The sequence below is a fragment of the Desulfuromonas versatilis genome (assembly GCF_019704135.1).
GTDB lineage: Bacteria > Desulfobacterota > Desulfuromonadia > Desulfuromonadales > NIT-T3 > Desulfuromonas_A > Desulfuromonas_A versatilis.
In genome coordinates this window covers 652,690-674,318 of sequence record NZ_AP024355.1, presented here as the reverse complement: position 1 = coordinate 674,318, position 21,629 = coordinate 652,690, and the positions used below count along the sequence as shown (strand labels likewise).

At 64.9% G+C, this 21,629-nt stretch carries 22 protein-coding genes; 16 read left to right on the top strand and 6 right to left on the bottom strand.

What is annotated here, in order from left to right:
• Position 1: 1 nt before the first annotated feature.
• A complete protein-coding gene (locus tag DESUT3_RS02965; RefSeq protein WP_221250986.1) occupies positions 2 to 673 on the bottom strand; it encodes a response regulator in 672 nt (223 codons plus the stop codon).
• 145 nt (positions 674 to 818) lie between these two features.
• On the bottom strand, positions 819 to 1,625 hold the full coding sequence (locus DESUT3_RS02960; RefSeq protein ID WP_221250985.1) for a pyruvate, water dikinase regulatory protein: 807 nt from the start codon (positions 1,623 to 1,625) through the stop codon (positions 819 to 821).
• Positions 1,626 to 1,861: 236 nt separating this feature from the next.
• On the opposite strand from DESUT3_RS02960, the gene prmA reads away from it, so the two are divergent.
• From prmA to DESUT3_RS02945, 3 genes are read left to right on the top strand one after another with little or no spacing between them, the layout of a single operon-like run.
• Positions 1,862 to 2,785: a 50S ribosomal protein L11 methyltransferase gene (prmA, locus tag DESUT3_RS02955; protein ID WP_221250984.1), complete on the top strand. Its 924-nt coding sequence runs from the start codon at positions 1,862 to 1,864 to the stop codon at positions 2,783 to 2,785.
• Positions 2,786 to 3,532, top strand: a complete 747-nt coding sequence (locus DESUT3_RS02950; RefSeq protein ID WP_221250983.1) for a 16S rRNA (uracil(1498)-N(3))-methyltransferase — start codon at positions 2,786 to 2,788, stop codon at positions 3,530 to 3,532.
• Positions 3,533 to 3,559: 27 nt separating this feature from the next.
• The gene (locus DESUT3_RS02945) at positions 3,560 to 5,146 is read left to right on the top strand and encodes an RDD family protein (protein WP_221250982.1); all 1,587 of its coding nucleotides are present in this window, start codon (positions 3,560 to 3,562) and stop codon (positions 5,144 to 5,146) included.
• 68 nt (positions 5,147 to 5,214) lie between these two features.
• Here DESUT3_RS02945 and DESUT3_RS02940 read toward each other — a convergent pair whose 3' ends face one another.
• Together DESUT3_RS02940 and DESUT3_RS02935 are read right to left on the bottom strand one after the other, a co-directional pair.
• A complete protein-coding gene (locus DESUT3_RS02940; RefSeq protein WP_221250981.1) occupies positions 5,215 to 5,832 on the bottom strand; it encodes a hydroxyacylglutathione hydrolase family protein in 618 nt (205 codons plus the stop codon).
• 1 nt (position 5,833) lies between these two features.
• The gene (locus tag DESUT3_RS02935; RefSeq protein ID WP_221250980.1) at positions 5,834 to 6,052 is read right to left on the bottom strand and encodes a hypothetical protein; all 219 of its coding nucleotides are present in this window, start codon (positions 6,050 to 6,052) and stop codon (positions 5,834 to 5,836) included.
• Between the two features lie 195 nt (positions 6,053 to 6,247).
• Between DESUT3_RS02935 and dapF the strand changes: the two genes are divergently transcribed.
• From dapF to yjgA, 6 genes are all read left to right on the top strand, one after another.
• Complete coding sequence (dapF, locus tag DESUT3_RS02930; RefSeq protein ID WP_221250979.1) at positions 6,248 to 7,087, top strand: diaminopimelate epimerase; 840 nt, start codon at positions 6,248 to 6,250, stop codon at positions 7,085 to 7,087.
• An 11-nt stretch (positions 7,088 to 7,098) separates the two neighbouring features.
• The gene (locus tag DESUT3_RS02925) at positions 7,099 to 7,734 is read left to right on the top strand and encodes a pyrimidine 5'-nucleotidase (RefSeq protein ID WP_221250978.1); all 636 of its coding nucleotides are present in this window, start codon (positions 7,099 to 7,101) and stop codon (positions 7,732 to 7,734) included.
• Positions 7,735 to 7,765: 31 nt separating this feature from the next.
• Positions 7,766 to 9,322 (top strand): sensor domain-containing diguanylate cyclase, encoded by a 1,557-nt coding sequence (locus DESUT3_RS02920; RefSeq protein WP_221250977.1) that lies wholly within the window; start codon positions 7,766 to 7,768, stop codon positions 9,320 to 9,322.
• Between the two features lie 142 nt (positions 9,323 to 9,464).
• On the top strand, positions 9,465 to 10,316 hold the full coding sequence (locus DESUT3_RS02915; RefSeq protein WP_221250976.1) for a deoxyribonuclease IV: 852 nt from the start codon (positions 9,465 to 9,467) through the stop codon (positions 10,314 to 10,316).
• Positions 10,313 to 10,762, top strand: a complete 450-nt coding sequence (gene dtd / locus DESUT3_RS02910) for a D-aminoacyl-tRNA deacylase (protein ID WP_221250975.1) — start codon at positions 10,313 to 10,315, stop codon at positions 10,760 to 10,762. Before DESUT3_RS02915 ends, dtd begins: the two co-directional genes overlap by 4 nt.
• Positions 10,762 to 11,274, top strand: a complete 513-nt coding sequence (gene yjgA, locus DESUT3_RS02905) for a ribosome biogenesis factor YjgA (RefSeq protein WP_221250974.1) — start codon at positions 10,762 to 10,764, stop codon at positions 11,272 to 11,274. The genes dtd and yjgA overlap by 1 nt, the downstream gene beginning before the upstream one ends.
• 70 nt (positions 11,275 to 11,344) lie before the next feature.
• On the opposite strand, the gene trxA is transcribed toward yjgA, so the two are convergent.
• Positions 11,345 to 11,674 carry a thioredoxin gene (trxA, locus tag DESUT3_RS02900; RefSeq protein WP_221250973.1) on the bottom strand — a complete coding sequence of 110 codons (330 nt, stop codon included), beginning with the start codon at positions 11,672 to 11,674 and terminating at the stop codon, positions 11,345 to 11,347.
• A gap of 175 nt (positions 11,675 to 11,849) precedes the next feature.
• On the opposite strand from trxA, the gene DESUT3_RS02895 reads away from it, so the two are divergent.
• The 7 genes from DESUT3_RS02895 to hemB all read left to right on the top strand — a co-directional run bounded on the left by DESUT3_RS02895 (position 11,850) and on the right by hemB (position 18,944).
• Positions 11,850 to 12,428, top strand: a complete 579-nt coding sequence (locus DESUT3_RS02895; RefSeq protein WP_221250972.1) for a D-sedoheptulose-7-phosphate isomerase — start codon at positions 11,850 to 11,852, stop codon at positions 12,426 to 12,428.
• 52 nt (positions 12,429 to 12,480) lie between these two features.
• Positions 12,481 to 13,149 carry a precorrin-2 dehydrogenase/sirohydrochlorin ferrochelatase family protein gene (locus DESUT3_RS02890; protein WP_221250971.1) on the top strand — a complete coding sequence of 223 codons (669 nt, stop codon included), beginning with the start codon at positions 12,481 to 12,483 and terminating at the stop codon, positions 13,147 to 13,149.
• A complete protein-coding gene (gene ccsB, locus DESUT3_RS02885; RefSeq protein ID WP_221250970.1) occupies positions 13,146 to 13,982 on the top strand; it encodes a c-type cytochrome biogenesis protein CcsB in 837 nt (278 codons plus the stop codon). The genes DESUT3_RS02890 and ccsB overlap by 4 nt, the downstream gene beginning before the upstream one ends.
• Before the next feature lie 25 nt (positions 13,983 to 14,007).
• Positions 14,008 to 15,315, top strand: a complete 1,308-nt coding sequence (hemA, locus tag DESUT3_RS02880; RefSeq protein ID WP_221250969.1) for a glutamyl-tRNA reductase — start codon at positions 14,008 to 14,010, stop codon at positions 15,313 to 15,315.
• A 23-nt stretch (positions 15,316 to 15,338) separates the two neighbouring features.
• Entirely contained in the window at positions 15,339 to 16,301 is a 963-nt protein-coding gene (gene hemC / locus DESUT3_RS02875) for a hydroxymethylbilane synthase (RefSeq protein ID WP_221250968.1), read from the top strand.
• An 87-nt stretch (positions 16,302 to 16,388) separates the two neighbouring features.
• Complete coding sequence (gene cobA, locus DESUT3_RS02870; protein ID WP_221250967.1) at positions 16,389 to 17,945, top strand: uroporphyrinogen-III C-methyltransferase; 1,557 nt, start codon at positions 16,389 to 16,391, stop codon at positions 17,943 to 17,945.
• Between the two features lie 24 nt (positions 17,946 to 17,969).
• Positions 17,970 to 18,944, top strand: coding sequence for a porphobilinogen synthase (gene hemB / locus DESUT3_RS02865; protein ID WP_221250966.1), 975 nt, complete (start codon positions 17,970 to 17,972; stop codon positions 18,942 to 18,944).
• Positions 18,945 to 19,060: 116 nt separating this feature from the next.
• Here the strand turns inward: hemB and DESUT3_RS02860 are convergent, their stop codons facing one another.
• Positions 19,061 to 21,547 carry a hypothetical protein gene (locus DESUT3_RS02860; RefSeq protein ID WP_221250965.1) on the bottom strand — a complete coding sequence of 829 codons (2,487 nt, stop codon included), beginning with the start codon at positions 21,545 to 21,547 and terminating at the stop codon, positions 19,061 to 19,063.
• Positions 21,548 to 21,629: the final 82 nt, after the last annotated feature.

Sequence of the window (21,629 nt, the reverse complement as noted above, 5' to 3'; positions counted from 1 at the left end):
GCTATTCCTCCTTCAGCACGTAACCGACGCCCCGCACCGTGTGGATAAGCTTCTTTTCATAGTCCTTGTCGACTTTTTTCCGCAGGTAATTGACATAGACGTCAATGATGTTGGTGAAAGAGTCGAAGGTATAGTCCCAGACATGTTCGGCGATCATGGTCCGGGTGAGAACCTGGTTGGGATTGCGCATGAAGTATTCCAGCAGCGCATATTCCTTGGCGGTAAGATCGATCTCCTTGCTGCCGCGCCACACCTTGTGGCTTACCGGATCGAGGCGCAGATCAGCGAAGGTGATCTCGGCGCCGCGGTCCTGCTTGCCGCGCCGCACCAGGGAGCGGACCCGGGCCAGCAACTCGGCAAAGGCAAAGGGCTTGGTCAGGTAATCGTCACTGCCCGAATCCAGACCGGAAACGATGTCGTCCACGGTGTCCTTGGCGGTCAGGCAGAGCACCGGAGTGGCGATCTCCTTCTTGCGGATCTCGCGGATAGCTGTCAGCCCGTCCATCTTGGGGAGCATGATGTCCATGAGGATCAGGTCGTAGGGGACCTCCGTGGCCTTCTGCAGCCCCTCCTCGCCATCATAGGCGAGATCGACCTCGTAGCTTTCCTCTTCCAGGCCCCGCTTGATAAAGCTGGCGACTTTTTTCTCGTCTTCAACAACCAGAATTCGCATGTTCTGTCTCCTTTTTTTCGATGTCCTTCGGTAACTGGGTATTCCCTTCACCGGGATTGATTTCTACACGGGCCCTTCCTCAGGCCCGCCAAATCGGCCAATTTAATCGGTGGCGGCCCATGGGAAAGTCGGCCGCCAACCGCAGCTATTTCAGATTGAGCCGGACCAGAACCTCGTTGGCGGTCTCCTCGACCGCCTTGTCCGATACGTTAACCATGACCCAGGCGTTCTGGCGAAACAGCCGGCGGGCGTGGCGCAGCTCTTCTTCGATCTCCTCGTGGTCGGCGTAGGCCGCCCGGGGGTCCTGCCCCAGGTTGCGCAGGCGCGAGGTCCGGATCTCCAGCAGGCGCTGGGGGTCTATGGTGAGCCCCACCACCCGGGTCGCTTCGATCTGGAACAGCTCCGACGGGGGTTCGATCCCCTTGACCAGGGGCACGTTGGCCACCTTCCAGCCGCGATGCGCCAGGTACATGGAGAGCGGCGTCTTGCTGGTCCGCGAAACCCCGACCAGAACGATGTCGGCCTTGTGCAGGTTGCGGGTTTCCTGCCCGTCGTCGTGGCGGACGGTGAATTCGACCGCCTCGATGCGCCGGAAATACTCTTCGTTGATGCCGTGCAGCAGGCCCGGCGTTTCCCCGGGAGAGTGCCCGACGAATTCGGCCAACCGCATCAGCAGCGGGGTGATCAGGTCGATGCTGGGCAAGCCCAAGGCATCGCATTCGTCGTGAACCAGCTGCGCCAGCTCGCGATTGACGATGGTGTAGACGACCAGCCCGCTGTTCGCCAGCGCCTCGTCGAGAGCCTCGTAGACCTGGTTTTTGGAACGAACGTTGCTTACCCGCTTGAGGCGCACCGCTTTGCCCCGGAACTGGGCGAGGGCCGCCATGACGATTTTCTCGGCGGTCTCACCGGTCGCGTCGGAAAGCAGGTACACCAGCTGAACTGCAGTCATCTCCCATCCTCATGAAAATACTATCAGGATTGTAGCAGGTCTCTTTTAATGTGCAAGGCGGCAAATGACCGCCTGATTTTTCCCATCCCTTCACCCCAAGCTTCCGGGGGCCCCTAGCCAATCAAATACCATTTAGGGTATCAGACTCATTAAAGTCATTCCGAATTAAACTTCATACATACGCGGTTGTCAAGGTTTTTATTGCCTTTGGCCAATCGCTCTGCTAAACAGGTCCCATGAACAGACAATGGATGGAAATGCGTATCGAAATTCCCGCCGCCGGCATCGACCTGGTCAGCCACGAGCTGGCCGAACTCGGCTGCGAGGGCGTCACCGTCGAAGAGCGGACCCTGGACACCTTCATCCCCCCAGACCCCGATGAAATTCCCACGGGCAACCTGCACATCAAGGCCTACTTCCCAGCCGGGGACGACGCGGCCGAGCTGTGCCGGCGGGTCAGGGAACGCCTCGAGTGGCTGGCCCCCCTGGTGCCGGGCCTGGTGCCGGCGCTGCCGGAGGTCACCCCGGTGCGCAACGAGGACTGGGCCGAGGGATGGAAGCAGCATTTCAGCGCGGTGCGTATCGGCCCCCGCCTGGTGGTCAAGCCGACCTGGGAGCCCTTCACCGCCGAGGCCAGGGACGTGGTGGTCAACCTCGACCCGGGTATGGCGTTCGGCACCGGCACCCACGGCACCACCAGGCTGTGCCTGGAGGCCATCGCCGAACTGTTCGAAACCGCGACTCCCCCCCGCCGGGTCCTCGATGTCGGCACCGGCTCGGGGATTCTGGCCATCGCCGCCGCGGCCCTGGGCGCCGAACGGGTGCTGGCCTGCGACATCGAGGAGCAGGCCTGCCTGACGGCCAGCGAGAACGCCCTCCTCAACAGGGTCGGCGACCACCTAGAGGTGACCGGCGCGCCGCTGTCGTCCCTGGAGCGGGGATTCGACCTGGTCCTGGCGAACATCCTGGCCGAGGAGAACATCCGCCTGGCCTCGGAGCTGGTCGAGCGCCTGGCCCCGGGCGGCGCGCTGGTCCTCTCGGGGATCCTGCAGGAGAAAGAGGCCTTGGTCCAGGAGGCCTTCGCCGCCTACCCGCTGACGGGCCCGGTGGTCAGCCACCGGGAGGAATGGAGCTGCCTTCTGTATCGCAAAGAGAGCTGAATGCGTCAATTTTTTGTCCCCACGGCGCTGCTGCAGGAGGATGAGGTGCCCCTCGAAGGGGAGGTGCACCACCACCTGGCCACCGTCCTGCGCCTGAAGCCGGGCGAGGAGGTCCTGCTGCTTGACGGCCAGGGGATGCTGTGCCGGTGCCGCATCGAGCGACTGGAACGCAGAAGCGGTCGGGCCCTGGTCCTCGAGCGCTGGCGGGAGGGGGAAAAGGTTTTTCCCATTCAGCTGCTGCAGGCCCTGCCCAAGGGGGACAAGCTGGAGCTGGTCCTGCAGAAAGGCACGGAACTCGGCATCACGCGTTTCACCCCGGTAGAAGCCGAGCGAAGCGTCGCCCTGGTCCAGGGGGACCGAGGGGAAAAACGCCTGCAGCGCTGGGAACGCATCGTTCTCGAAGCAGCCCGCCAGAGCCGCCGCCCCCTGTTGCCCCGCCTCGAGCCCCCGCTGCCCCTTTCCGAAGCCCTCGCCGCCTGCCGCGCCGAACTGCGCCTGATGCTCTGGGAGCAGGAGAGCCGCCCGCTGGCCGCCGTCCTGCCGCCGACACCCCCACGGGACGCCGCCATCCTGGTCGGCCCCGAAGGGGGGTTCTCCCCTGCCGAAGCACAAACCGCCCGCGCCGCCGGCTTCCTGCCCGTCGGGCTCGGCCCGCGCATTCTCAGAAGTGAAACCGCCGGCTTTGCCGTGGCAAGCATCTTGCAGTTCATTTACGGCGACCTGGGCGCCGCCCCAGGCAAGACATGAGCATGCCGGCCTGCGGAAGGAGACCCGATGAGATGCCCTAAATGTGGTTTTCACAGTTTTGACACCCTCGATGCCTGCAAGAAGTGCAGCCACGACCTGCGCGAATTCAAGGAAAAATTCGGCCTGCGCAGCCTGCTCTTTCCGGCAGCGGCCGGGGCCGTCTCGGAGGCGGACGCCTTTGCCGACTCCGGCACCCAGCCAGAACCGCTTCTCCAGGGCGAAGATGCCGCCACCGAGGAGGGGAGCGATTTCGGGTTCGATTTCATGGGGGATGAAAGCGACGCGCAGCCGCCCGCTCCGGCCGCCCGGCAGCTGAGCGAAGAAGCTGCCGCGTTCGATGACGCAACCGGAGAGCAGGAGGACGCCTTTTCACTGGAGGCTGACGAGGAGGTCCCTGCATTGGACCTTGACGCCGACTGGGGCGAGGATGTCCCGGCTCTGGATGAGGAAACTGCCGCAACGGCCGGCCCGGAGGAAGAGGAACCCTTCTCCTTCGGCCAGCCCTGGGATGAAGAAGTCGCCGGCGCCCCGGCTGCCCCCCTTTCCGGGGATGAGTCGGAGGCCCTGGAGGCCGAGTTGGACGACTTCACCTTCGCCCCGCAGGACGAGGAACTGCCGGCGCTGGCGGCAGAAGCCGACATCGACTTCCCCGACAGCGAAGAGCTGCCGACGCTGGAGTCCGCCGAGGACGCCCTTGACTGGAACTCCTTCGCCGAGACGCTGGACGCGCCGGATGCGGGCAAAAAACCGGGGGCCGGGGAGGAGCCCAACACCCCTTTTGACTTTCGGGGGGCCGAAGCTGCGGCTCGGCCCCCCGCAGATTCGCCGGCCGAGACGGACGCTCAACCCAACCAGGACGAGCCCACCCCTTCCATCGCCGGGGTGTTTTTCAGTTCACTGGGGGAAACCCCGGAAGACGAGCCCGAATCACGGGGATTCGATTTCGCCGAAGAGGCCTCAGCGGAGCCCGAACCGCAGGCCGCCGAGGCCGAACTGCCCTGGGCTGCGGAAGGCCTGCCCGAAACCCTGCACGCCGAGTATTCCGTCGAGGAGCCCTCCTCCCTGCCAGGGGGGGAGTCGGTCCCGCTTCCGGAGGTTTTGGAAGACCCGGAGGCCGCCGATGCGGTTTGCCAGGCGGAGGAACCGGCCACGGCCGGGCAAGGCCCCACCGAGGGCACTTTGGCTCCGCTGTTGCTGCGCCTGGGCGCCGGCGGCCTGGACCTGCTGGTGCTGGCGCTGGTATTCGTGCTGTTTCTGATGGCCGGGGAACTGGCGCTGGGACGGGACCCGCAGGCGGGGGCGCTACCTACCGCGGGCACTCTGCTGGATCTGGCCGGACCTTATTTCCTGGTGTTGTTCGCCCTCTGCTTCGGGTATTTCACCCTGTTCCATTTCCTGGCCGGCCAGACCCCCGGGAAGATGTTCCTGCGGCTGCGGCTCGAAGCCGTGGACGGCTCGCCCCTCTCCTTCTCCCAGGCGTTTCTGCACAGCTCGGGCGGCCTGCTCTGCCTGCTGACCGGGGGGGTCGGGTTCGCGGCCGCCGGCCGGCACCCCCTGCACCAGGGGTGGCACGACCGCATTGCCGCCACCCGGGTGATCCGCACCCGAAGGTAGGCCCATGGGGCCCGGGACGTTGGAACCGATGCGGCCCCCCCGCAACCTATCAACCTAGGATACCCGGGTCAGCCCATGCGCAGGCGGATGAATTCGGCCAGGTCGGCACAGCGCAGGTAGGGGTTGTTCTGCAGTTCGAAGCCGATGGTAGACACCGGCTGGGGACCATAATCGTGGCCGGGGAAAACCCGGGTTTCCAGGGGAAAGGCGGCCAACCGACGCAGGCTGTGATAAAGGGCCGCGGGGTCGCTTCCCGCCAGGTCGGCCCGGCCGCAGCGGGTGACGAAAAGGGTATCGCCGGTGAGCAGGGCACCCGGGGGATGCAGGGTGATGGAACCGGGCGTATGCCCGGGGGTGTGCAGCACCTCGATCCTGCCCAGCCCGACGCTCAGGGCGTCGCCCTCCCCCAGCGGGATGTCGGCGCCCGGCAGATCGGCGGGGTGGGCCGCCAGGCGGGCTCCGGTCTCCTGGATGATCACCGGGTTGCCGGCGACATGGTCGCCATGGCCGTGGGTGTTGACCAGCACGTCGATCTGCACCTGCCGCTCCCGGGCGGCGGCCAGCAGCAGTTCCGGGGCGTAGGAGGGGTCCACGGCGATTCCCTTGCGGGCCTGGGGACAGAACACCAGGTAGGAGAAATTCTTCGCCTGCCCGGCAGCTATCTGAACAACCAACAGATCCGCCATTTCACCACTCGCGCCGGGGCGGCTCCTGGTTGCCCACCTTGCGGATCTCGCCGTCAATCACCTTGAAAACGTCCCCGGTGGCCTGCACCACCCATTGATCGCCTTCCTCGGGCGGCATGGGGAATTCCCGGCTGCCCAGGTAAACGTCTTCGTTGTCGATCATCGCCCACCAGTCGAGGGCGCCGGTCTGCCAGAGCTTGGTTTTCAGATTGAAGGCCATTGTGCAAAGTCTCCCGTTGTGGTTTGCGGCCATCTTACTTGAGCGGGCGCGCGGCGGTCAACCGCCTGGGCATATTCCATCAGCGATATCGGGATGCGGGCCGCGCATTGCGGCTTGTGGACGCGCCGGTTTCTGGCTTATACTGGCAGATCACGACCCGCTGACCCTGGCATGCCCGATGGAGGCTCGATTGGCATGAAATTTACCAAGATGCATGGCGCCGGCAATGACTACGTCTATATCAATGCCTTCGAGCAGACCGTGGCCGAGCCCTCGCGACTGGCAGTCGAGCTGAGCAACCGCAACTTCGGGGTCGGCTCGGACGGGCTGATCCTGATCCTCCCCTCCCGCACGGCCGACGTGCGCATGCGCATGTTCAACGCCGACGGCAGCGAGGCGGAGATGTGCGGCAACGGGGTGCGCTGCGTTGCCAAATACGCCTACGACCACGGCCTGGTAAGGGGGCGGCAGATCAGCGTCGAGACCGGCGCCGGAGTGCTGCCCCTGCAGCTGTTCACCAATGCCGCCGACAAGGTGGAGCGGGTGCGGGTCAACATGGGCAAGCCGCGGCTGACCCGCGGCGAGATTCCCATGACCGGAGCACCGGACGAGCAGGTGATCGCCGCCGAGCTGAAGGTCCTCGATCGCACCTTCCACATCACCTGCGCCTCCATGGGCAACCCCCACTGCGTCATCTTCGTGGACAACGTCGACGAATTTCCGCTGGCCAAGTATGGCCCGGAAATCGAACATCATCCGCTGTTTCCCAACCGCACCAACGTCGAATTCGTCGAAATCGTCTCCCCCGGGGAGGTCAGGCAGCGTACCTGGGAGCGCGGCGCCGGGGAAACCCTGGCCTGCGGCACCGGGGCCTCCGCGGTGGCGGTCGCCGGGGTGCTGACCGGTCAGACCGGGCGCAAACTGGTCAACCACCTGCGTGGCGGCATTCTGGAAATGGAATGGGCGGAGGACGGCCATGTGTTCATGACCGGGCCGGCGGTGCAGGTTTTCGAAGGGGAGTACCACCCCCAATGAGCGAGCCCTTCATGGAAGCAGTAATCTTCGATCTGGACAACACCCTCTACTCCCCCGAACGCCAGCTGTTCTCCCTGATCGACGTGCGCATCAACCGCTACATGCACGAGGTGGTCGGCATTCCCCTGGGGGAGGTGGACGGCCTGCGGCGCCGCTACTGGGCCGAGTACGGGGTGACCCTGCAGGGGCTGATCCGCCATTACGGGGTCGATCCGGAGGATTACCTGGAATATGTCCACGACGTCGACGTGGCCGGACGCCTGCGGCCCGACCCGCAGCTGCGCCAGGCCCTGGGGGAGATCCCCCAGCGCAAGGTGGTCTTCACCAACGGCTCCCGGGGGCACGCCCTGCGGGTGCTCGACGCCCTCGACCTGAACGGGCAGTTCGAACAGATCTTCGACATCCGGGTCGCCGATTACCGCCCCAAGCCCTTCACCGAGCCCTACCGGCAGGTGCTGAGGAGCCTGGCGCTGGCCCCCGAGTGCTGCGTCATGGTGGAAGACAGCCCGGAGAACCTGCGCACCGCCAAGCAACTGGGTATGCGCACCATCCTGGTGGGTGGCGGCGAATGCCCCGCCTACGTCGACGCCCGCATCGACTCCGCCGCCCAGGTCCCGCAGGTGGTTTCCGAATGGATGGCCTGCTGAGCGACCCCGCCCCGACCAGGATTGCCGATCGATGAACAAAGAGCAGGTTCTCAGCGAGGTGCTGGCCTCGGGCACCCTCCCCACCCTGGCCCCGGTGGCCTCCAAGCTGGTGGAGATTTCCGCCCGGGAGGAGACCACCATTGCCGACATCGCCGGGCTGGTGGCCAAGGACATCTCCCTCTCGGCCAAGGTGCTCAAGGTCGTCAATTCGGCCTTCTACAGTTTTCCGCAGAAGATCAGCACCATCCACCAGGCGGTCTCGATCCTCGGCATCAACGCCATCCGCAACCTGGTCTTTTCCTTTTCCTTTCTGGGCATCGAACCCTCTTCCTCCGAAGACTCCTTCGACTACCGGGAATTCTGGACCAAATCCCTGGCCGCCGCCGTGTCGGCCCGGCTGATCGTCTCGAGACTGAAGCAGAAGGGGATCGAATCGGAGGAAATCTTCATCGCCGGACTGCTGCAGAATGCCGGGGAACTGTTTCTGGCCCGAGCCTTCCCCGGCCCCTATCTCGAGACCCTCGCCCGACACTCCGGGCAGGACGGCTCCCTGCTCGAGGCGGAGCGGGAGGTCACCGGCGCCGACCATGCCTTCATCGGCAGCGAGGTATTCAAGACATGGCGTTTCCCGGAGGTCCTCTGGCGGCCGATTCGCCACCACCACTCCCCCCGCGAGGACAGCACCGCTGATGCCAGGGCCAAATTCACCACCTTCGTGGTCCATCTTTCCGGGGTGCTGGCCGACATCCTCTATTCGCCCCAGCCCGACGCCCTGATCAAGGCCTTTCGCGCCAGGGCCAAGGCGGTACTGCGGCTCAGCGACGCGGACATCGACGCGATCTTCGAATCGGTGCACCTGGAGGTCAACGAGGCTGCGGACTACTTCGGGCTGAAAATCGCAAAGACCCGGTCGGTGGCGGAGATCCTGCAGCAGGCCAACGCCGAGCTCAGCGTCCTGAACCTGTCCTACGAGCAGATGAACCGCGAACTGGTCCAGCACAAGGTCCGCCTCGAGACCCTGACCAGGGAGTTGGAGGAGAAAAATCGCATCCTCGAACGCCTGGTGCACATCGACGGGCTCACCGAGGTTTATAATCACCGGTTTTTCCAGGACTTTCTCGGCAAGGAGCTGACTCGGGCCATGCGCCACGAACGCCCCGTCAGCCTGGTGCTTGTCGACATCGACCATTTCAAGGCGTTCAATGACAGCTACGGGCACCAGGTCGGGGACTTCATCCTCAAGGAGGTCTGCGCGGTGGCCCGGCAGAGCCTGCGCGAACACGACATCATGGCCCGCTACGGCGGCGAGGAGTTCGTCTTCGTGCTCCCCGAGACCAGCGCCGAGGGGGCCCTGAAGGTGGCCGAGAGAGTTCGCCAGGCGGTGGAAGAACATCGCTTCACCGGCGACGGCGGCAACTACCGGGTGACCATGAGCCTGGGGGTTGCGACCATGCTGCCGCCGGGGGATTCCTTCAAGAAGAACGAGTTCATCGGCTACGCCGACGAGGCCCTGCTCCAGGCCAAGCGGCGCGGCCGCAACCGGGTCGAGGTCTTCGCCCCCAAAACCCGCTGGTTCGGGCGGAAATGACCCACAACCCCTGTGCTGATCCGACCGGGCCATTGGAGCTCCAGCGCGGGGTGGCCGGGGCCGGCTGACCGCGCCTTGACCCTGCCCCCGTGTTGTTCCTCGGACTTGAAGTCCGGATCGACGAGAACGAGTTTTCTGACCCATGCTTCTGCTCGGCGCCCACATGTCCATTGCAGGCGGGGTGGAGACGGCCTTCGCGCGCGGCGAGAAGGTCGGCTGCACCGCCATGCAGATCTTCACCAAGAACGCCAACCAGTGGCGGGGCAAGCCCATCTGCGCCGAGTCGGCCCGGGCCTTCGCCCAAGCCTGGCAGGCCAGCTCCATCGGGCCGGTCATCGCCCACGACACCTACCTGATCAACCTGGCCTCCCCCGAGGAGGACAAATGGCGCAGGTCGATCGAGGCCTTTCTCGACGAGATGCGGCGCTGCGCCCTGCTCGGCGTCCCGGCCCTGGTCATGCACCCCGGCGCCCACCTGGGCAGCGGTGAGCAGGCCGGCCTGGCGCGGCTCTGCGCGGCCTTCCGGCTGATCTTCGCCGAGGCCCCCGCCGAGGTCCGGGTGCTGCTCGAGAACACCGCCGGCCAGGGCAGCTGCCTGGGAGCCCCCCTGGAACATCTGGCCGCAGTGTTCGAAGGGGTCCCCCAAGGGCGTTTCGGGGTCTGCTTCGACACCTGTCACGCCTTCGCCGCCGGCCACGATCTCTCCAGCGCCGAAGGCTACGAGGCCGTAATGGCCGAGTTCGACCGACTGGTCGGCCTGGAGCGGATCGAGGCCTTTCACCTCAACGACAGCAAAAAGGGGCTCGGCAGCCGGGTCGATCGCCACGAACATATCGGCCGGGGCGCCCTCGGCCGGGCCTGCTTCGAGGCACTGATGAGAGACCAGAGGTTCAGCGGCGTGCCGAAAATCCTGGAAACCCCCAAGGGGGACGATGACGAGTTCGACCTGATGAACCTGGCGCTGCTGCGCGAAATGGCGGGAGAGTGCCAATGAGGGCCGTTCTGCAGAGAGTCTCCTCGGCGCGGGTCGAGGTGGCGGGAAAAGTGGTGGGCGAAATCGGCCGCGGGCTGCTGGTGCTGCTGGGGGTCGAGGAGGGCGACGGCGAAGCGGACATCCGCTACCTGGCGGAGAAAACCGCCCAGCTGCGCATCTTCGAGGACCAGGCGGGAAAAATGAATCTCTCGGTGGAAGAGATCGGCGGAGAGCTGCTGGTGGTCTCCCAGTTCACCCTGCTCGCCGACTGCCGCAAGGGGCGCCGCCCCGGCTTCTCGCGGGCCGCCGTCCCGGCCCTCGCCGACGAACATTATGTTAAATTCGTGGAGATCCTGCGCGGGCGCGGACTAAGCGTCGCCACCGGGCAGTTTCAGGCGTCCATGGACGTCCACCTGGTCAACGAGGGACCGGTGACCATACTTCTCGACAGCCGGAAGGGATTTTGATGTCAGACCGAGAGGAATACCAGGGGCCGAGCCGCTCGGCCAAAAAACGCGCCGCCAAGGCGGTGGAGGAACTGGCCTGGAAACTGGTCGACCTGCCCGAGGCCGAGTGGAACCGCCTGCCAGCCGCGGGCGAGTTGCGAACCGAGATCGGCCAGGCCCGGGCAACCGGCGGCCACGGCTCGCGCAAGCGCCAGGTCAAACACCTGGCGGGGGTACTGCGTCGGCGCGAAGATGAGGCCCAGCAGCTGCAGGATTTCATCGACGGCGTCGACCAGGCCCACCTTGATGAACAGAAGGTGTTTCACCACCTGGAGCAACTGCGCGACCGGCTCTGTGAGGCCGAGCAATTTCCCGCGGCCCTGCGCGAGGCCTGCGAGAGCTGGCCCGAACTCGACCGCGAAGCGGTGACCCGGCTGGCCCGCTCGGTGCACGCCAACGGCGACCGGCGGGCCTTCCGCGAGCTGTTCAAACGCCTGCGGCAGGCCTGGCAGGCCATGCAGGACGCCGGTTGACAGAAAAAAGCCGGGGGGGTTCGTCGCGACGAACCCCCCCGGCCAGTATCTGCGGTTTCGCTGAAAGTCGTTACAGAGCTTTCTTGACCAGCCCTTCAAGCTGGTTCTTGGGAACCGCGCCGACCACCTGGTCGACCACCTTGCCGTCCTTGAACAGGATCAGGGTGGGGATCCCGCGCACGCCGAACTGCCCGGGGGTGGAGGGGTTTTCGTCGACGTTGAGTTTGGCCACCTTGACCTTGCCGTCGTAATCCTCGGCCAAGCCGTCCACCAGGGGACTGATGGCCTTGCACGGCGCGCACCAGGAGGCCCAGAAGTCTACCAAAACCGGAACTGCGGACTTGAGGACTTCCTGTTCAAAATTATCGTCGGAAAGCTGCACGACTTTGTCACTGGCCATGGGTAAAATCTCCTTTGGAACTGATGAATGGGCATCCCATTTGCTTCAATGGGTCAATGATAAAACACCCCGGAAAAAAATCAAGGGTTTAATTCCCCGTGAACGGTGGACCAACCTTGACAGCCAGCCTTAGTGGCCCCTATGATTTGGTCGATGTTTTAATACGAGGCTGACCATGACCAAACACGAAAAAGTTTCCAGGGCCATCCAGGCCCACACCGCCGCCCTGGAGAAAAGCTTCCTGGAGCCCGCCGGCCAGCTGGCGGGCTATGCCGAAAAGCTGGTCGGAGCCTTCCACCAGGGTGGGCGGTTGCTGGTTTTCGGCAACGGCCCCCTGGGTGCGGTCGCCGAACTCACCGCCAACCTGTTTGTTCATCGCCTCTGGCTCGACCGGCCGCTGCTGCCGGCGCTGGCGTTGTGCAGCAACCTCACCCTCGCCTCGGCACTGGCCCGCGACGGCCAGCAGAGCGAGGTTTTCGCCCGCATGCTCAAGGCCGTGGCGGCCCCCGGCGACCTGGTCCTGGCCATGTGCGACGCGCGCCGTGACGAGGCGATCGAGGAGGGTCTCAGCGCGGCCCGCCAGATCGGCTGCAGCACCGCGGCACTGGTCCCCGGCCCCGGCGAACTGACCGGCGATCCCCCTGACTTTCTGTTCAGCCTGCACACCGATTCACCGGCACGAGCCACGGAAGCTGCCCTGTTTTTCGGCCACCTGCTCTGTGAACTGGTGGAGGGGGAGCTGTTTGGAATTTGAGAGCCGAATGCAGAATACCAGCAGGAAGGATAGTCAGCCGCACTGACCACTTATGCCCGACTACCCCGTATCCCTGAACCTGGAAGGCCGCCTCTGTCTGGTCGTGGGCGGCGGACCGGTCGGACTGCGCAAGGCGCGGGGGCTGCTCGCCGCGGGCGCCCGGGTTCGCCTGGTCGCCCCGCAATTGCGCTCTATGGAGCAGCTGCCGGCGGGGATCGATCTCTGCCGCAGGCCCTTCGCAGCGACCGACCTGGAAGGGGCCCAGCTGGTCTTCGCTGCCACGGACGACCGGGAGACCAACGAGACGGTCGCCCGCGAGGCGCAGCGGCGCGGCATCCTGGTCAACCGGGCCGACACCCCCGGCGGGGGGGACTTCGCCCTGCCGGCCCTGCTGCGCCGGGGAAAGTTGACGGTGGCGGTCACCACGGCGGGGCACAGCCCCTCCCTGGCCGCCGCGGTGCGGGACCTGCTGGCCGACACCCTGGGCCCGGAATGGGGGACGCTGCTGGAAATCACCGGGGCTCTGCGGCAAAAGCGGTTGACAGCCTCGGAAACGACCGAATACAATCAGGAGGTTGTGCGCAGTTTACTGACCCATGACCTGCCCGGCCTGCTCGCCGCCGGCAACGAGGCCGCCATCGACCGGCTGCTCGCGGCGCATTGCGGGCCCGACTGCTCGCTGGCGCAACTGGGAATCCGACTGCCGAAAGGGACGAAATGAGCGTCAACATCCTGCTGTTCAAAATCACCCTGATCCTGTATTTCGTCGCCACAGTTCTCTACATCATCGACATCATCACCCGCCGCGACCAGGTCGGCAAAGCGGCGCGCTGGGTGCTGGCGGGCGGCTTCGCGGTGCACTGCGCCACCCTGATAACCCGCTACCTCGAAGCGGGCTATACCCCGGTCGCCAACCTGCACGAATCGCTCTCGTTTTTCGCCTGGACCCTGGTCGGCATCTACCTGCTGTTCGATCTGCGCTACCGCATCACCGTGCTCGGCGCCTTCAGCTGCCCCCTCGCCCTGACCCTGATGATCGTCGGCAGCGCCGCCCCCAAAACCGTCAAGACGCTCAGCCCCGCCCTTGACAGCTGGTGGTTCCCGGTGCACGTCACCCTGGCCTTTCTCGGCAACGCCGTGTTTACCGTGGCGGCGGTGGCGGGGGTCCTCTACCTGATCCAGGAGCGGATGCTAAAAAGCAAGAAATTTTCGACGCTTTATTACCGTCTGCCGTCCTTGGAAACCCTGGACAGCATCAATTACAAGTGCCTCACCTTCGGCTTTCCGCTGATGACCATGGGGATCATCTCCGGGGCGGCCTGGGCCAATTCGGCCTGGGGCGGCTACTGGCGCTGGGACCCCAAGGAGACCTGGGCCCTGATCACCTGGTTTCTTTATGCGGCACTGCTGCACGGAAGGCTTACCGTCGGCTGGCGCGGCCGCCGGGCGGCAATCTTCGCCATTATCGGCTTTCTCTGCCTGCTGTTCACGTTCCTGGGGGTCAACCTGCTGCTCTCGGATCTGCACAGCTTCAAGGCGATGGAAGGTCGATAAGGGCCCGTAGGAACGGATTCGTCGTATGAACATCATTGTCGTGGGGCTCAGCCACAAGACCGCTCCGGTGGAAATCCGCGAGCGGGTCGCTTTCGCCCCGACCGCCATGGAAAAACCCCTGCGCGAGATGCTGGCACTGCCGGCAATCAACGAGGGGGTGATCGTCTCCACCTGCAACCGGGTCGAGCTCTACGCCACCAGCCGCGATGCCGCCGCCGCCATCATGCAGCTGCGCGGCTTCATGGCCGGCTTCCACAACCTGGCCCCGGAGGAGCTTGAATCGCACCTCTACGACCTGCAGGGAGAGGAGGCCATCAAGCACGTCTTCCGGGTCGCCTCGAGCCTGGACTCCATGGTCATCGGCGAACCGCAGATCCTCGGCCAGATTAAGACCGCCTACGGCTACGCCACCGAGTTCAAGACCGCCGGCCTGATCCTCAACCGCTTCCTGCACAAGGCCTTCTCGGTCGCCAAGCGGGTGCGCACCGAAACCAACATCGCCAGCAACGCCGTTTCGGTCTCCTTCGCCGCGGTAGAGCTGGCGCGCAAGATTTTCGGCACCATCGACAACAAGACCGTCCTGCTGATCGGTGCAGGGGAGATGTGCGAACTGGCCGCCCGCCATTTCGTCAACAACGGCGTCTCCTCGGTGATGGTCACCAACCGCACCTACGAGCGGGCGGTGAAACTGGCCGAGGAGTTCAAGGGGCGCGCGGTGCATTTCGAGGAATTCGCCGAGTCCCTGCACCAGGCCGACATCGTCCTCACCTCCACCGGCGCCCCCAACTACGTGCTGGGCGCGAAGAAGGTCGAGGAGGTCATCCGCAGACGCAAGAACAAGCCGATGTTCTTCATCGACATCGCCGTGCCGCGGGACATCGACCCGAAGGTCAACGACATCCCCAACGTCTACCTCTACGACGTGGACGACCTGCAGGGGGTGGTGCAGGCCAACCTCAAGGAGCGCCAAAAGGAGGCCAGAAAGGCCGAGGCGATCATCGAGCAGGAGATCGGCCAGTTCTACAAGTGGCTCGGCAGCCTCGACGTGGTACCGACCATCGTCTCGCTGCGCAAGAAACTCGAGGAGATCCGCCGCGCCGAGTTGGAGAAGACCTTCGCCAACCTCAAGGATCTCGGCCCCAAGGAACGCAAGTCCATCGAGGCCCTCACCGGGGCCATCATCAACAAGGTGCTGCACGAGCCGACCACCGTGCTCAAGCAAAGCCAGAACAACGGCACCGGCGACGGCTACGTCGACGCCGTGCGGGTGCTGTTCGGCCTCAACGCGCCGGTCGAGGAGCTCGAGCCGCTGGACGAGCAGGCCGCGGAATAAACCAAAGGAGCTGAATCAATATCATGGCAATGAAAACCCTTCGCATCGGAACCCGGGCAAGCCAGCTTGCCCTCTGGCAGGCCAACTGGGTCAAGTCCGAACTGGAAAAGCGCCATCCCGGCCTCGAGGTCACCCTGACCAAGATCAAGACCCAGGGGGACAAGATCCTCGACGTGCCCCTGGCCATGGTCGGCGGCAAGGGCCTGTTCGTCAAGGAGATCGAGGAGGCGATGCTGCGCGGCGAGGTCGACATCGCCGTCCACTCCATGAAAGACGTCCCCACCATCTTCCCCGAGGGGCTGGCCCTGCGTTGCATCACCGAGCGCGAAGACCCGCGGGACATCGTCATCCTGCAGCCGGGCTTCAAGAGCTTTCGCGACCTGCCCCAGGGGGCGCGCATCGGCACCTCGTCGCTGCGCCGCAAGGCCCAGCTGCTGCACCTGCGTCCCGACTTCCAGATGATCGACATCCGCGGCAACGTCGAAACCCGCATCCGCAAGCTCACCGAGGACAACCTGCACGGGGTGGTGCTGGCCGCCGCCGGCATGCACCGGCTCGGCTTCACCAAGCAGATCAGCGAGTACCTGCCGGAGGAGATCTCCACCCCCGCCATCGGCCAGGGAGCCCTGGGCCTGGAGAGCCGCATCGACGACGCGGAGACCAACGCCCTGATCGACTTTTTCAACCACCCCGAGACCGCCTGGGCGGTCAAGGCCGAACGCGCCTTTTTGCGCCGGCTCGAGGGGGGCTGCCAGGTCCCCATCGGCGCCTTCGGCACCGTGAAGGGCGATCAGCTGACCCTCACCGGCTTCGTCTCCGACGTGGAGGGTCGTCAGCTGCTGAAGAAGACCGTCAGCTGCCAGGTGGACGAGGCCGAGAAGACCGGCACCTCGCTGGCCGACGACCTGCTGATCAAGGGGGCCGGCAAGATCCTCAACGAGGTCTACCAGCACGAAACCTTCAACGTGAACCGCGAAGACGTCTGACCCACCGTGAGGCGTGAGGCGTGAAGCGTATGGCGTAATACGTAAGGCGAGGGGGCGGGTTTCGAACCCGCCCTTTCCTTTCTGAGGATGCAGGGGAATTTGAAACAGGGAATCGTCTATCTGATCGGGGCCGGCCCCGGCGACCCCGGGCTGATCACCGTCAAGGGGCAGGAGTGCCTGCGCCGGGCCGAGGTGGTGATCTACGACTACCTGGCCAACCCGGCGTTTCTCGACGAGGCCCCCGCCTGCGCCGAACGCATCTACGTCGGCAAGACCCGCGGCTGCCACCACACCCCGCAGGAGAGCATCAACCGCCTGCTCGCCGAAAAGGCCAAGCAGGGCAAGGTAGTGGCCCGCCTCAAGGGGGGCGATCCTTACGTCTTCGGCCGCGGCGGCGAGGAGGCGCTGCACCTGCACCACGAAGGGGTCCGCTTCGAGGTCATCCCCGGAGTGACCGCCGGGTTCGCCGCGGCGGCCTATGCCGGCATCCCCCTGACCCACCGGGACTTCACCACCAGCCTGGCCCTGGTCACCGGCCATGAAAACCCGGAGAAGAAGATGTCGAGCCTCGACTGGCAGAAGCTCGCCACCGGGGTCGGAACCCTGGCCTTCTACATGGGGATGGCCAACCTGCCGCTGATCGCCGAACAGCTCATGGCCCACGGCCGCCCCGCCGACACCCCGGTGGCGGTGATCCGCTGGGCCACCACCCCCCGCCAGCGCACCCTGGTGGCCACCTTGGCCGACGTCGTCGAAAAGGTCCGCCAGGCCGCCTTCAAGCCCCCGGCGGTGATCGTGGTCGGCGAGGTGGTGCGCCTGCGCGAGCAGTTGCGCTGGTTCGACGACCGCCCCCTGTTCGGCAAACGGGTGCTGGTGACCCGCACCGCCGAGCAGGCCGGCAGCTTCGGCCGCCTGCTCGAGGCCCAGGGGGCCGAAGCGATCTCCTGCCCGGTCATCGACATCGTCCCGCCCCCCTCCTGGGAGGAGTTGGACCGCGAAATCGACGGCCTGGAGCAGACCGACATCCTGATCCTGACCTCGGCCAACGCCGTCGACGCCTTTTTCGAAAGGCTGCGCGCCTGCGGACGTGACGTACGCGCCCTGCACGGGGTCACCGTCGTCGCGGTGGGACCGAAGACCGCCGCGGCCATCGAGACCCGCGGCCTGCGCCCCGACCTGGTCCCCGCGGACTACCGGGCGGAGGGGGTGGTCGCCCTGCTGCTCGAGCGCGGGGTCGCCGGCAAGCGGGTGCTCTACCCGCGGGCGGAGATCGCCCGCGAGCTGATTCCCCGTGAGCTGAGCGCCGCCGGGGCCAGCGTGGCCGCACCCGTGGTCTATCGCACCCTGGCCCCGACTCAGGGCAAGGGCCAGGTCCTCGCCGCCCTCGAAGAGGGGATCGACGCGGTCACCTTCACCTCCTCATCGACGGTGGAGAATTTCGTCGCCATGCTCGGCGATGATGCTCCGCAGCGGCTGGAGAAGGTACCGGTAATCTCCATCGGCCCGCTGACCACCGCCACCGCACGGCGGCTGGGGCTTACTGTGGCGGCCGAGGCCGCCGCCTCGACCCTGGAGGGGATGGTCGAAGCCATGGTGGAATATTTTTCCAGGAATCCAGAAGTCAGAATCCAGAAGCCAGAATAAGCACCCCTTTAAAGGAGGTCAGCCATGTATTTTCCCGAATACCGGGCGCGCCGGCTGCGGCGCAACGAGAATATCCGCCGCATGGTCCGCGAAACCCACCTGCGGGTCGACGACCTGATCTACCCCATGTTCAGCGCCTTCGGCAAGGGGATCAAAAAAGAGATCCCCTCCATGCCCGGCATCTATCAGCAGTCGATCGAGAACATCGTCGCCGAGGCCAGGGAAGTTTATGAGCTGGGCATCCCGGCGGTGATCCTCTTCGGCATCCCCGAGTGCAAGGACGCCATGGGCCAGGACGCCTACAGCGAAACCGGCATCATCCAGGAGACCATCCGCGCCATCAAGGCCGAGGTCCCCGAGTTGACCGTCATCACCGACGTCTGCATGTGCGAGTACACCGACCACGGCCACTGCGGGGTGATCAAGGACGGGGACGTCGACAACGACGAGACCCTCAAGCTGCTCGCCGCCGAGGCCCTCTCCCACGCCCGCGCCGGGGCCGACATCGTCGCCCCCTCGGACATGATGGACGGCCGGGTCGCGGCGATTCGCGAGATCCTCGACGCCAACGGCTTCAAGAACCTGCCGGTGATGAGCTACGCGGTCAAGTACGCCAGCGCCTACTACGGGCCCTTTCGCGACGCCGCCGAGTCGACCCCCCAGTTCGGCGACCGCCGCTCCTACCAGATGGACCCGGCCAACCGCGTCGAGGCCCTGCGTGAGGCTGAACTCGACGTGCAGGAGTGCGCCGATTTCCTGATGGTCAAACCGGCCCTGGCCTACCTCGACATCCTCCGTGACCTCAAGGAGCGCTTCAACCTGCCGCTGGTGGCCTACAACGTCTCGGGCGAATACTCGATGATCAAGGCCGCCGCCGCCAAGGGGTGGATCGACGGCGAGCGGGTGATGATGGAGACCCTGCTCGGCATGAAGCGCGCCGGCGCGGATCTGATCATCACCTACCACGCCAAGGAAGCGGCGCGGGTGCTGAAGAAATAACAGCCATTTCCCTATCGCAACGACAAAGGGCGGCCCATCACGGCCGCCCTTTGCTGTTGCGCAAAAAAAGCAGGCCGCCCGGAGGCGGCCCTGCATTGCATGACAAGCGTTATTGCTTATTGAACGCTCATGACATCGTTGAACACGTCCACAATCGCCCCGCCGGACTCCCGCACGGTGCCGACGATGGTGATGGTGCCCGGGACCAGGCTTTCGGCAAGTTGATGAACGGTAATTTCATCGCTGCCCATGAACAGGGTGAGCACGCCGTCGACCTGGGTGAAATCAAAGGGGATGGCTTCCCCGTCCTCGGTCAGAATGCCCGTACCTGCGCCGAAGGCCAGGGTATCTCCGTCCTCCCCCACCAGGGTCACGCCGTTCATATCGGCAAAGGGGAGGGTTACCTCCAGGGGGAGATAGCCGTTATCCGAAACGACCCCATCGACGCCCTCCTCGAAATAGATCGAGAGGGTTTCGGTGGTGCTGTCGGCTAGTTTTTCCAAGGTCAGGGCCTTGGGGGCGGTGCTGGCGAATTGCAGGTTCAGCACCCCGTCGAGGTCAACGCTCCAGGTCCCGCTGTCGGTCCGGATCTCTGGGGTGGGGGCACTGTCTTCGCGCGTCGCCTCCGAAATGCTCCCGTCGCTGTTGAAGGTGAGCAGGGTCACCTGATCCGGCTGGAACAGGGCGAAGGTGTTGCCGGAGAGCTCCCCAGGCGAGAAGGGGACAACCTCAGCCTCGGCCGGAGGATCCAGCAGGGAGGGCGTATCGCTGCCGGTGTCGGTTCCGGGTGCCACGAAATTCTCCATGATGTCCTGGAAGGCCACCTCGTTGACCTCGAAATCCTCCCCGAAATCGACCATCCCCGCCGGCGAGAACTCGCCGACTTTGACATCGCCGTTGGCCCAGACCACGAAGCAGGGCAGGCCGTCGAATTCCCCTTCGTACTTGACGAATTCAGGCAGATCGAGCTGAACCATATCCACTCCGGTGGCGCTGCTGCGCAGGTAGGAACCGCCGGCGATCTGCTCGTAGGAAGGTCCCATCATCCCCATGGACCACATCTGGCGAAAGACCAGCACGCTGTTGTTGGGGCCAAACTGGATGACCAGGTTGCTTCCAACCTGCAGGTAGTCGTTTCCGCCTGCCGGGAAAGACTCCAGCATCTGCTGCAGGCTGGTCACCTTGGTGAAGGTTTCCGGGCCAGTCCAGATCGCCACAAAGTTGCGGTCCTGCCCCTGATCATCCAGCCACAGGGAGACTTCATAGGTATCCACCAGGTTCTCGAAAGCCAGCTTGAAGGCCTTGGCCCCGGGACCGAAGGGGGCTGTGGGATCGGCAAGCAGCCGGTGAAATCTCTTGGCGAACTGCCCCATCGGCTTGCCGGCTATGGCGACCTCAGTGGCGGTGATACGCTCCTGGGCGCCGGTAATGCGGTGGGTGAGCAGGGCCGAACCGTCGTTGTTGAACTGGATGGCGTAATTATCTGGACCTTCGGGGGCCAGGACCCACTGGCCGTCGACCAGTTGGTAATCGTCGTCCTGCGAAACGTCGAGGTCCCAGCCGCCGGCGGGGTTGAGGCGATACTGCTCCTCCTGCAGAGCCCCGGAAGCGTCAAGGTAGACGCGGCCATACTCGGCCTCCTGGACCATCTGGCCGTTCTCGTCCATGTAATCCCAGGCGCCGAGCCAATAAGAGCCACCGGCGTTCAGCAGCGCGTCGAAGGCGGAATCCTCCTTGGGCAGCGCGGCGGCGGCCAGTTCATCGGTCAGGCTCGAAGCATCGCTATTCTCGCCGGCCACATTGCTGGCCACCGAACCGGCAAGGGAGTCCACCTGCTCGTTGGTTTCCAGATCCGCAATCTGCTGTACGACACCGGAAAGCTCCTGCATGACCTTGTCTACCACCACGGTGACGATGGCGCTGACCTGCTCATCGCTGAGGGAGCCACCCAGGGTCGTTTCAAATTGGCTGTGCAGTTCGCCGAAGGCCTTGGCCGCGACCCGGGCGACCTTGTGAACCACTTCCAGGTCCTGGTTTGCCGCCTTGTGCTTGATGAAGTCCGCCGCCTCGCCGAGAACGGGCGTCGACTCGGCCACGCCCAGTCTCTTCTTCACCACGGCCTGGGCCTGCTCGGCGGAAAGACCGTTGGCCTTCATCTGCTGATGCACCATGGTGCTGACCGGGCTGATGAATTTTGCACTTTCAGTCCCGGGCGGCGAAGAAAGAATCAGCGGCTTGTCAAAGGTTCCCCCCTCACCGTCAGGGGTTCCGGCCGGCACCACGACCACCACCGGGTAGCTTTCGATATCCGTCCCTTCCAGGGTATAGGCGCCGTCCGCATCCGTCGTGGCGACCGGCTCTCCGGAATCGCACTGGTTGTTCTCATTCAGGTCGGCGCAGACCGTTACCCCAACCAGGTAACCATCGGCCACAACCCCCGACAGGGTGCTTACCGTCGCGCCCCCAGCGCCGCCGCTCGAACTGCTGCCGCCCCCGCCGCAGCCGGCGAGCGCTCCCGCCAACCCGACGCTCCCGACAAGCAGTAGACTCAACAGGTTTTTCTGCCAGCTTCTCCTTGCGCCCCCTCCATCTTTCTGCTGCATGCTTGTTCCTCCTTGAGGTTTTCTGGCACCCCGAGCTTAGACGGTGGCACCGAATTAGGGTTGGCCGCCCTGGCCATCACCT

Excerpts from the sequence above, each read along its gene's own strand:
- DESUT3_RS02965 (WP_221250986.1), bottom strand. The coding sequence starts at position 673 with ATGCGAATTCTGGTTGTTGAAGACGAGAAAAAAGTCGCCAGCTTTATC.
- DESUT3_RS02960 (WP_221250985.1), bottom strand. The coding sequence starts at position 1,625 with ATGACTGCAGTTCAGCTGGTGTACCTGCTTTCCGACGCGACCGGTGAG.
- prmA (WP_221250984.1), top strand. The coding sequence starts at position 1,862 with ATGAACAGACAATGGATGGAAATGCGTATCGAAATTCCCGCCGCCGGC.
- DESUT3_RS02950 (WP_221250983.1), top strand. The coding sequence starts at position 2,786 with ATGCGTCAATTTTTTGTCCCCACGGCGCTGCTGCAGGAGGATGAGGTG.
- DESUT3_RS02945 (WP_221250982.1), top strand. The coding sequence starts at position 3,560 with ATGAGATGCCCTAAATGTGGTTTTCACAGTTTTGACACCCTCGATGCC.
- DESUT3_RS02940 (WP_221250981.1), bottom strand. The coding sequence starts at position 5,832 with ATGGCGGATCTGTTGGTTGTTCAGATAGCTGCCGGGCAGGCGAAGAAT.
- DESUT3_RS02935 (WP_221250980.1), bottom strand. The coding sequence starts at position 6,052 with ATGGCCTTCAATCTGAAAACCAAGCTCTGGCAGACCGGCGCCCTCGAC.
- dapF (WP_221250979.1), top strand. The coding sequence starts at position 6,248 with ATGAAATTTACCAAGATGCATGGCGCCGGCAATGACTACGTCTATATC.
- DESUT3_RS02925 (WP_221250978.1), top strand. The coding sequence starts at position 7,099 with ATGGAAGCAGTAATCTTCGATCTGGACAACACCCTCTACTCCCCCGAA.
- DESUT3_RS02920 (WP_221250977.1), top strand. The coding sequence starts at position 7,766 with ATGAACAAAGAGCAGGTTCTCAGCGAGGTGCTGGCCTCGGGCACCCTC.
- DESUT3_RS02915 (WP_221250976.1), top strand. The coding sequence starts at position 9,465 with ATGCTTCTGCTCGGCGCCCACATGTCCATTGCAGGCGGGGTGGAGACG.
- dtd (WP_221250975.1), top strand. The coding sequence starts at position 10,313 with ATGAGGGCCGTTCTGCAGAGAGTCTCCTCGGCGCGGGTCGAGGTGGCG.
- yjgA (WP_221250974.1), top strand. The coding sequence starts at position 10,762 with ATGTCAGACCGAGAGGAATACCAGGGGCCGAGCCGCTCGGCCAAAAAA.
- trxA (WP_221250973.1), bottom strand. The coding sequence starts at position 11,674 with ATGGCCAGTGACAAAGTCGTGCAGCTTTCCGACGATAATTTTGAACAG.
- DESUT3_RS02895 (WP_221250972.1), top strand. The coding sequence starts at position 11,850 with ATGACCAAACACGAAAAAGTTTCCAGGGCCATCCAGGCCCACACCGCC.
- DESUT3_RS02890 (WP_221250971.1), top strand. The coding sequence starts at position 12,481 with ATGCCCGACTACCCCGTATCCCTGAACCTGGAAGGCCGCCTCTGTCTG.
- ccsB (WP_221250970.1), top strand. The coding sequence starts at position 13,146 with ATGAGCGTCAACATCCTGCTGTTCAAAATCACCCTGATCCTGTATTTC.
- hemA (WP_221250969.1), top strand. The coding sequence starts at position 14,008 with ATGAACATCATTGTCGTGGGGCTCAGCCACAAGACCGCTCCGGTGGAA.
- hemC (WP_221250968.1), top strand. The coding sequence starts at position 15,339 with ATGGCAATGAAAACCCTTCGCATCGGAACCCGGGCAAGCCAGCTTGCC.
- cobA (WP_221250967.1), top strand. The coding sequence starts at position 16,389 with ATGCAGGGGAATTTGAAACAGGGAATCGTCTATCTGATCGGGGCCGGC.
- hemB (WP_221250966.1), top strand. The coding sequence starts at position 17,970 with ATGTATTTTCCCGAATACCGGGCGCGCCGGCTGCGGCGCAACGAGAAT.
- DESUT3_RS02860 (WP_221250965.1), bottom strand. The coding sequence starts at position 21,547 with ATGCAGCAGAAAGATGGAGGGGGCGCAAGGAGAAGCTGGCAGAAAAAC.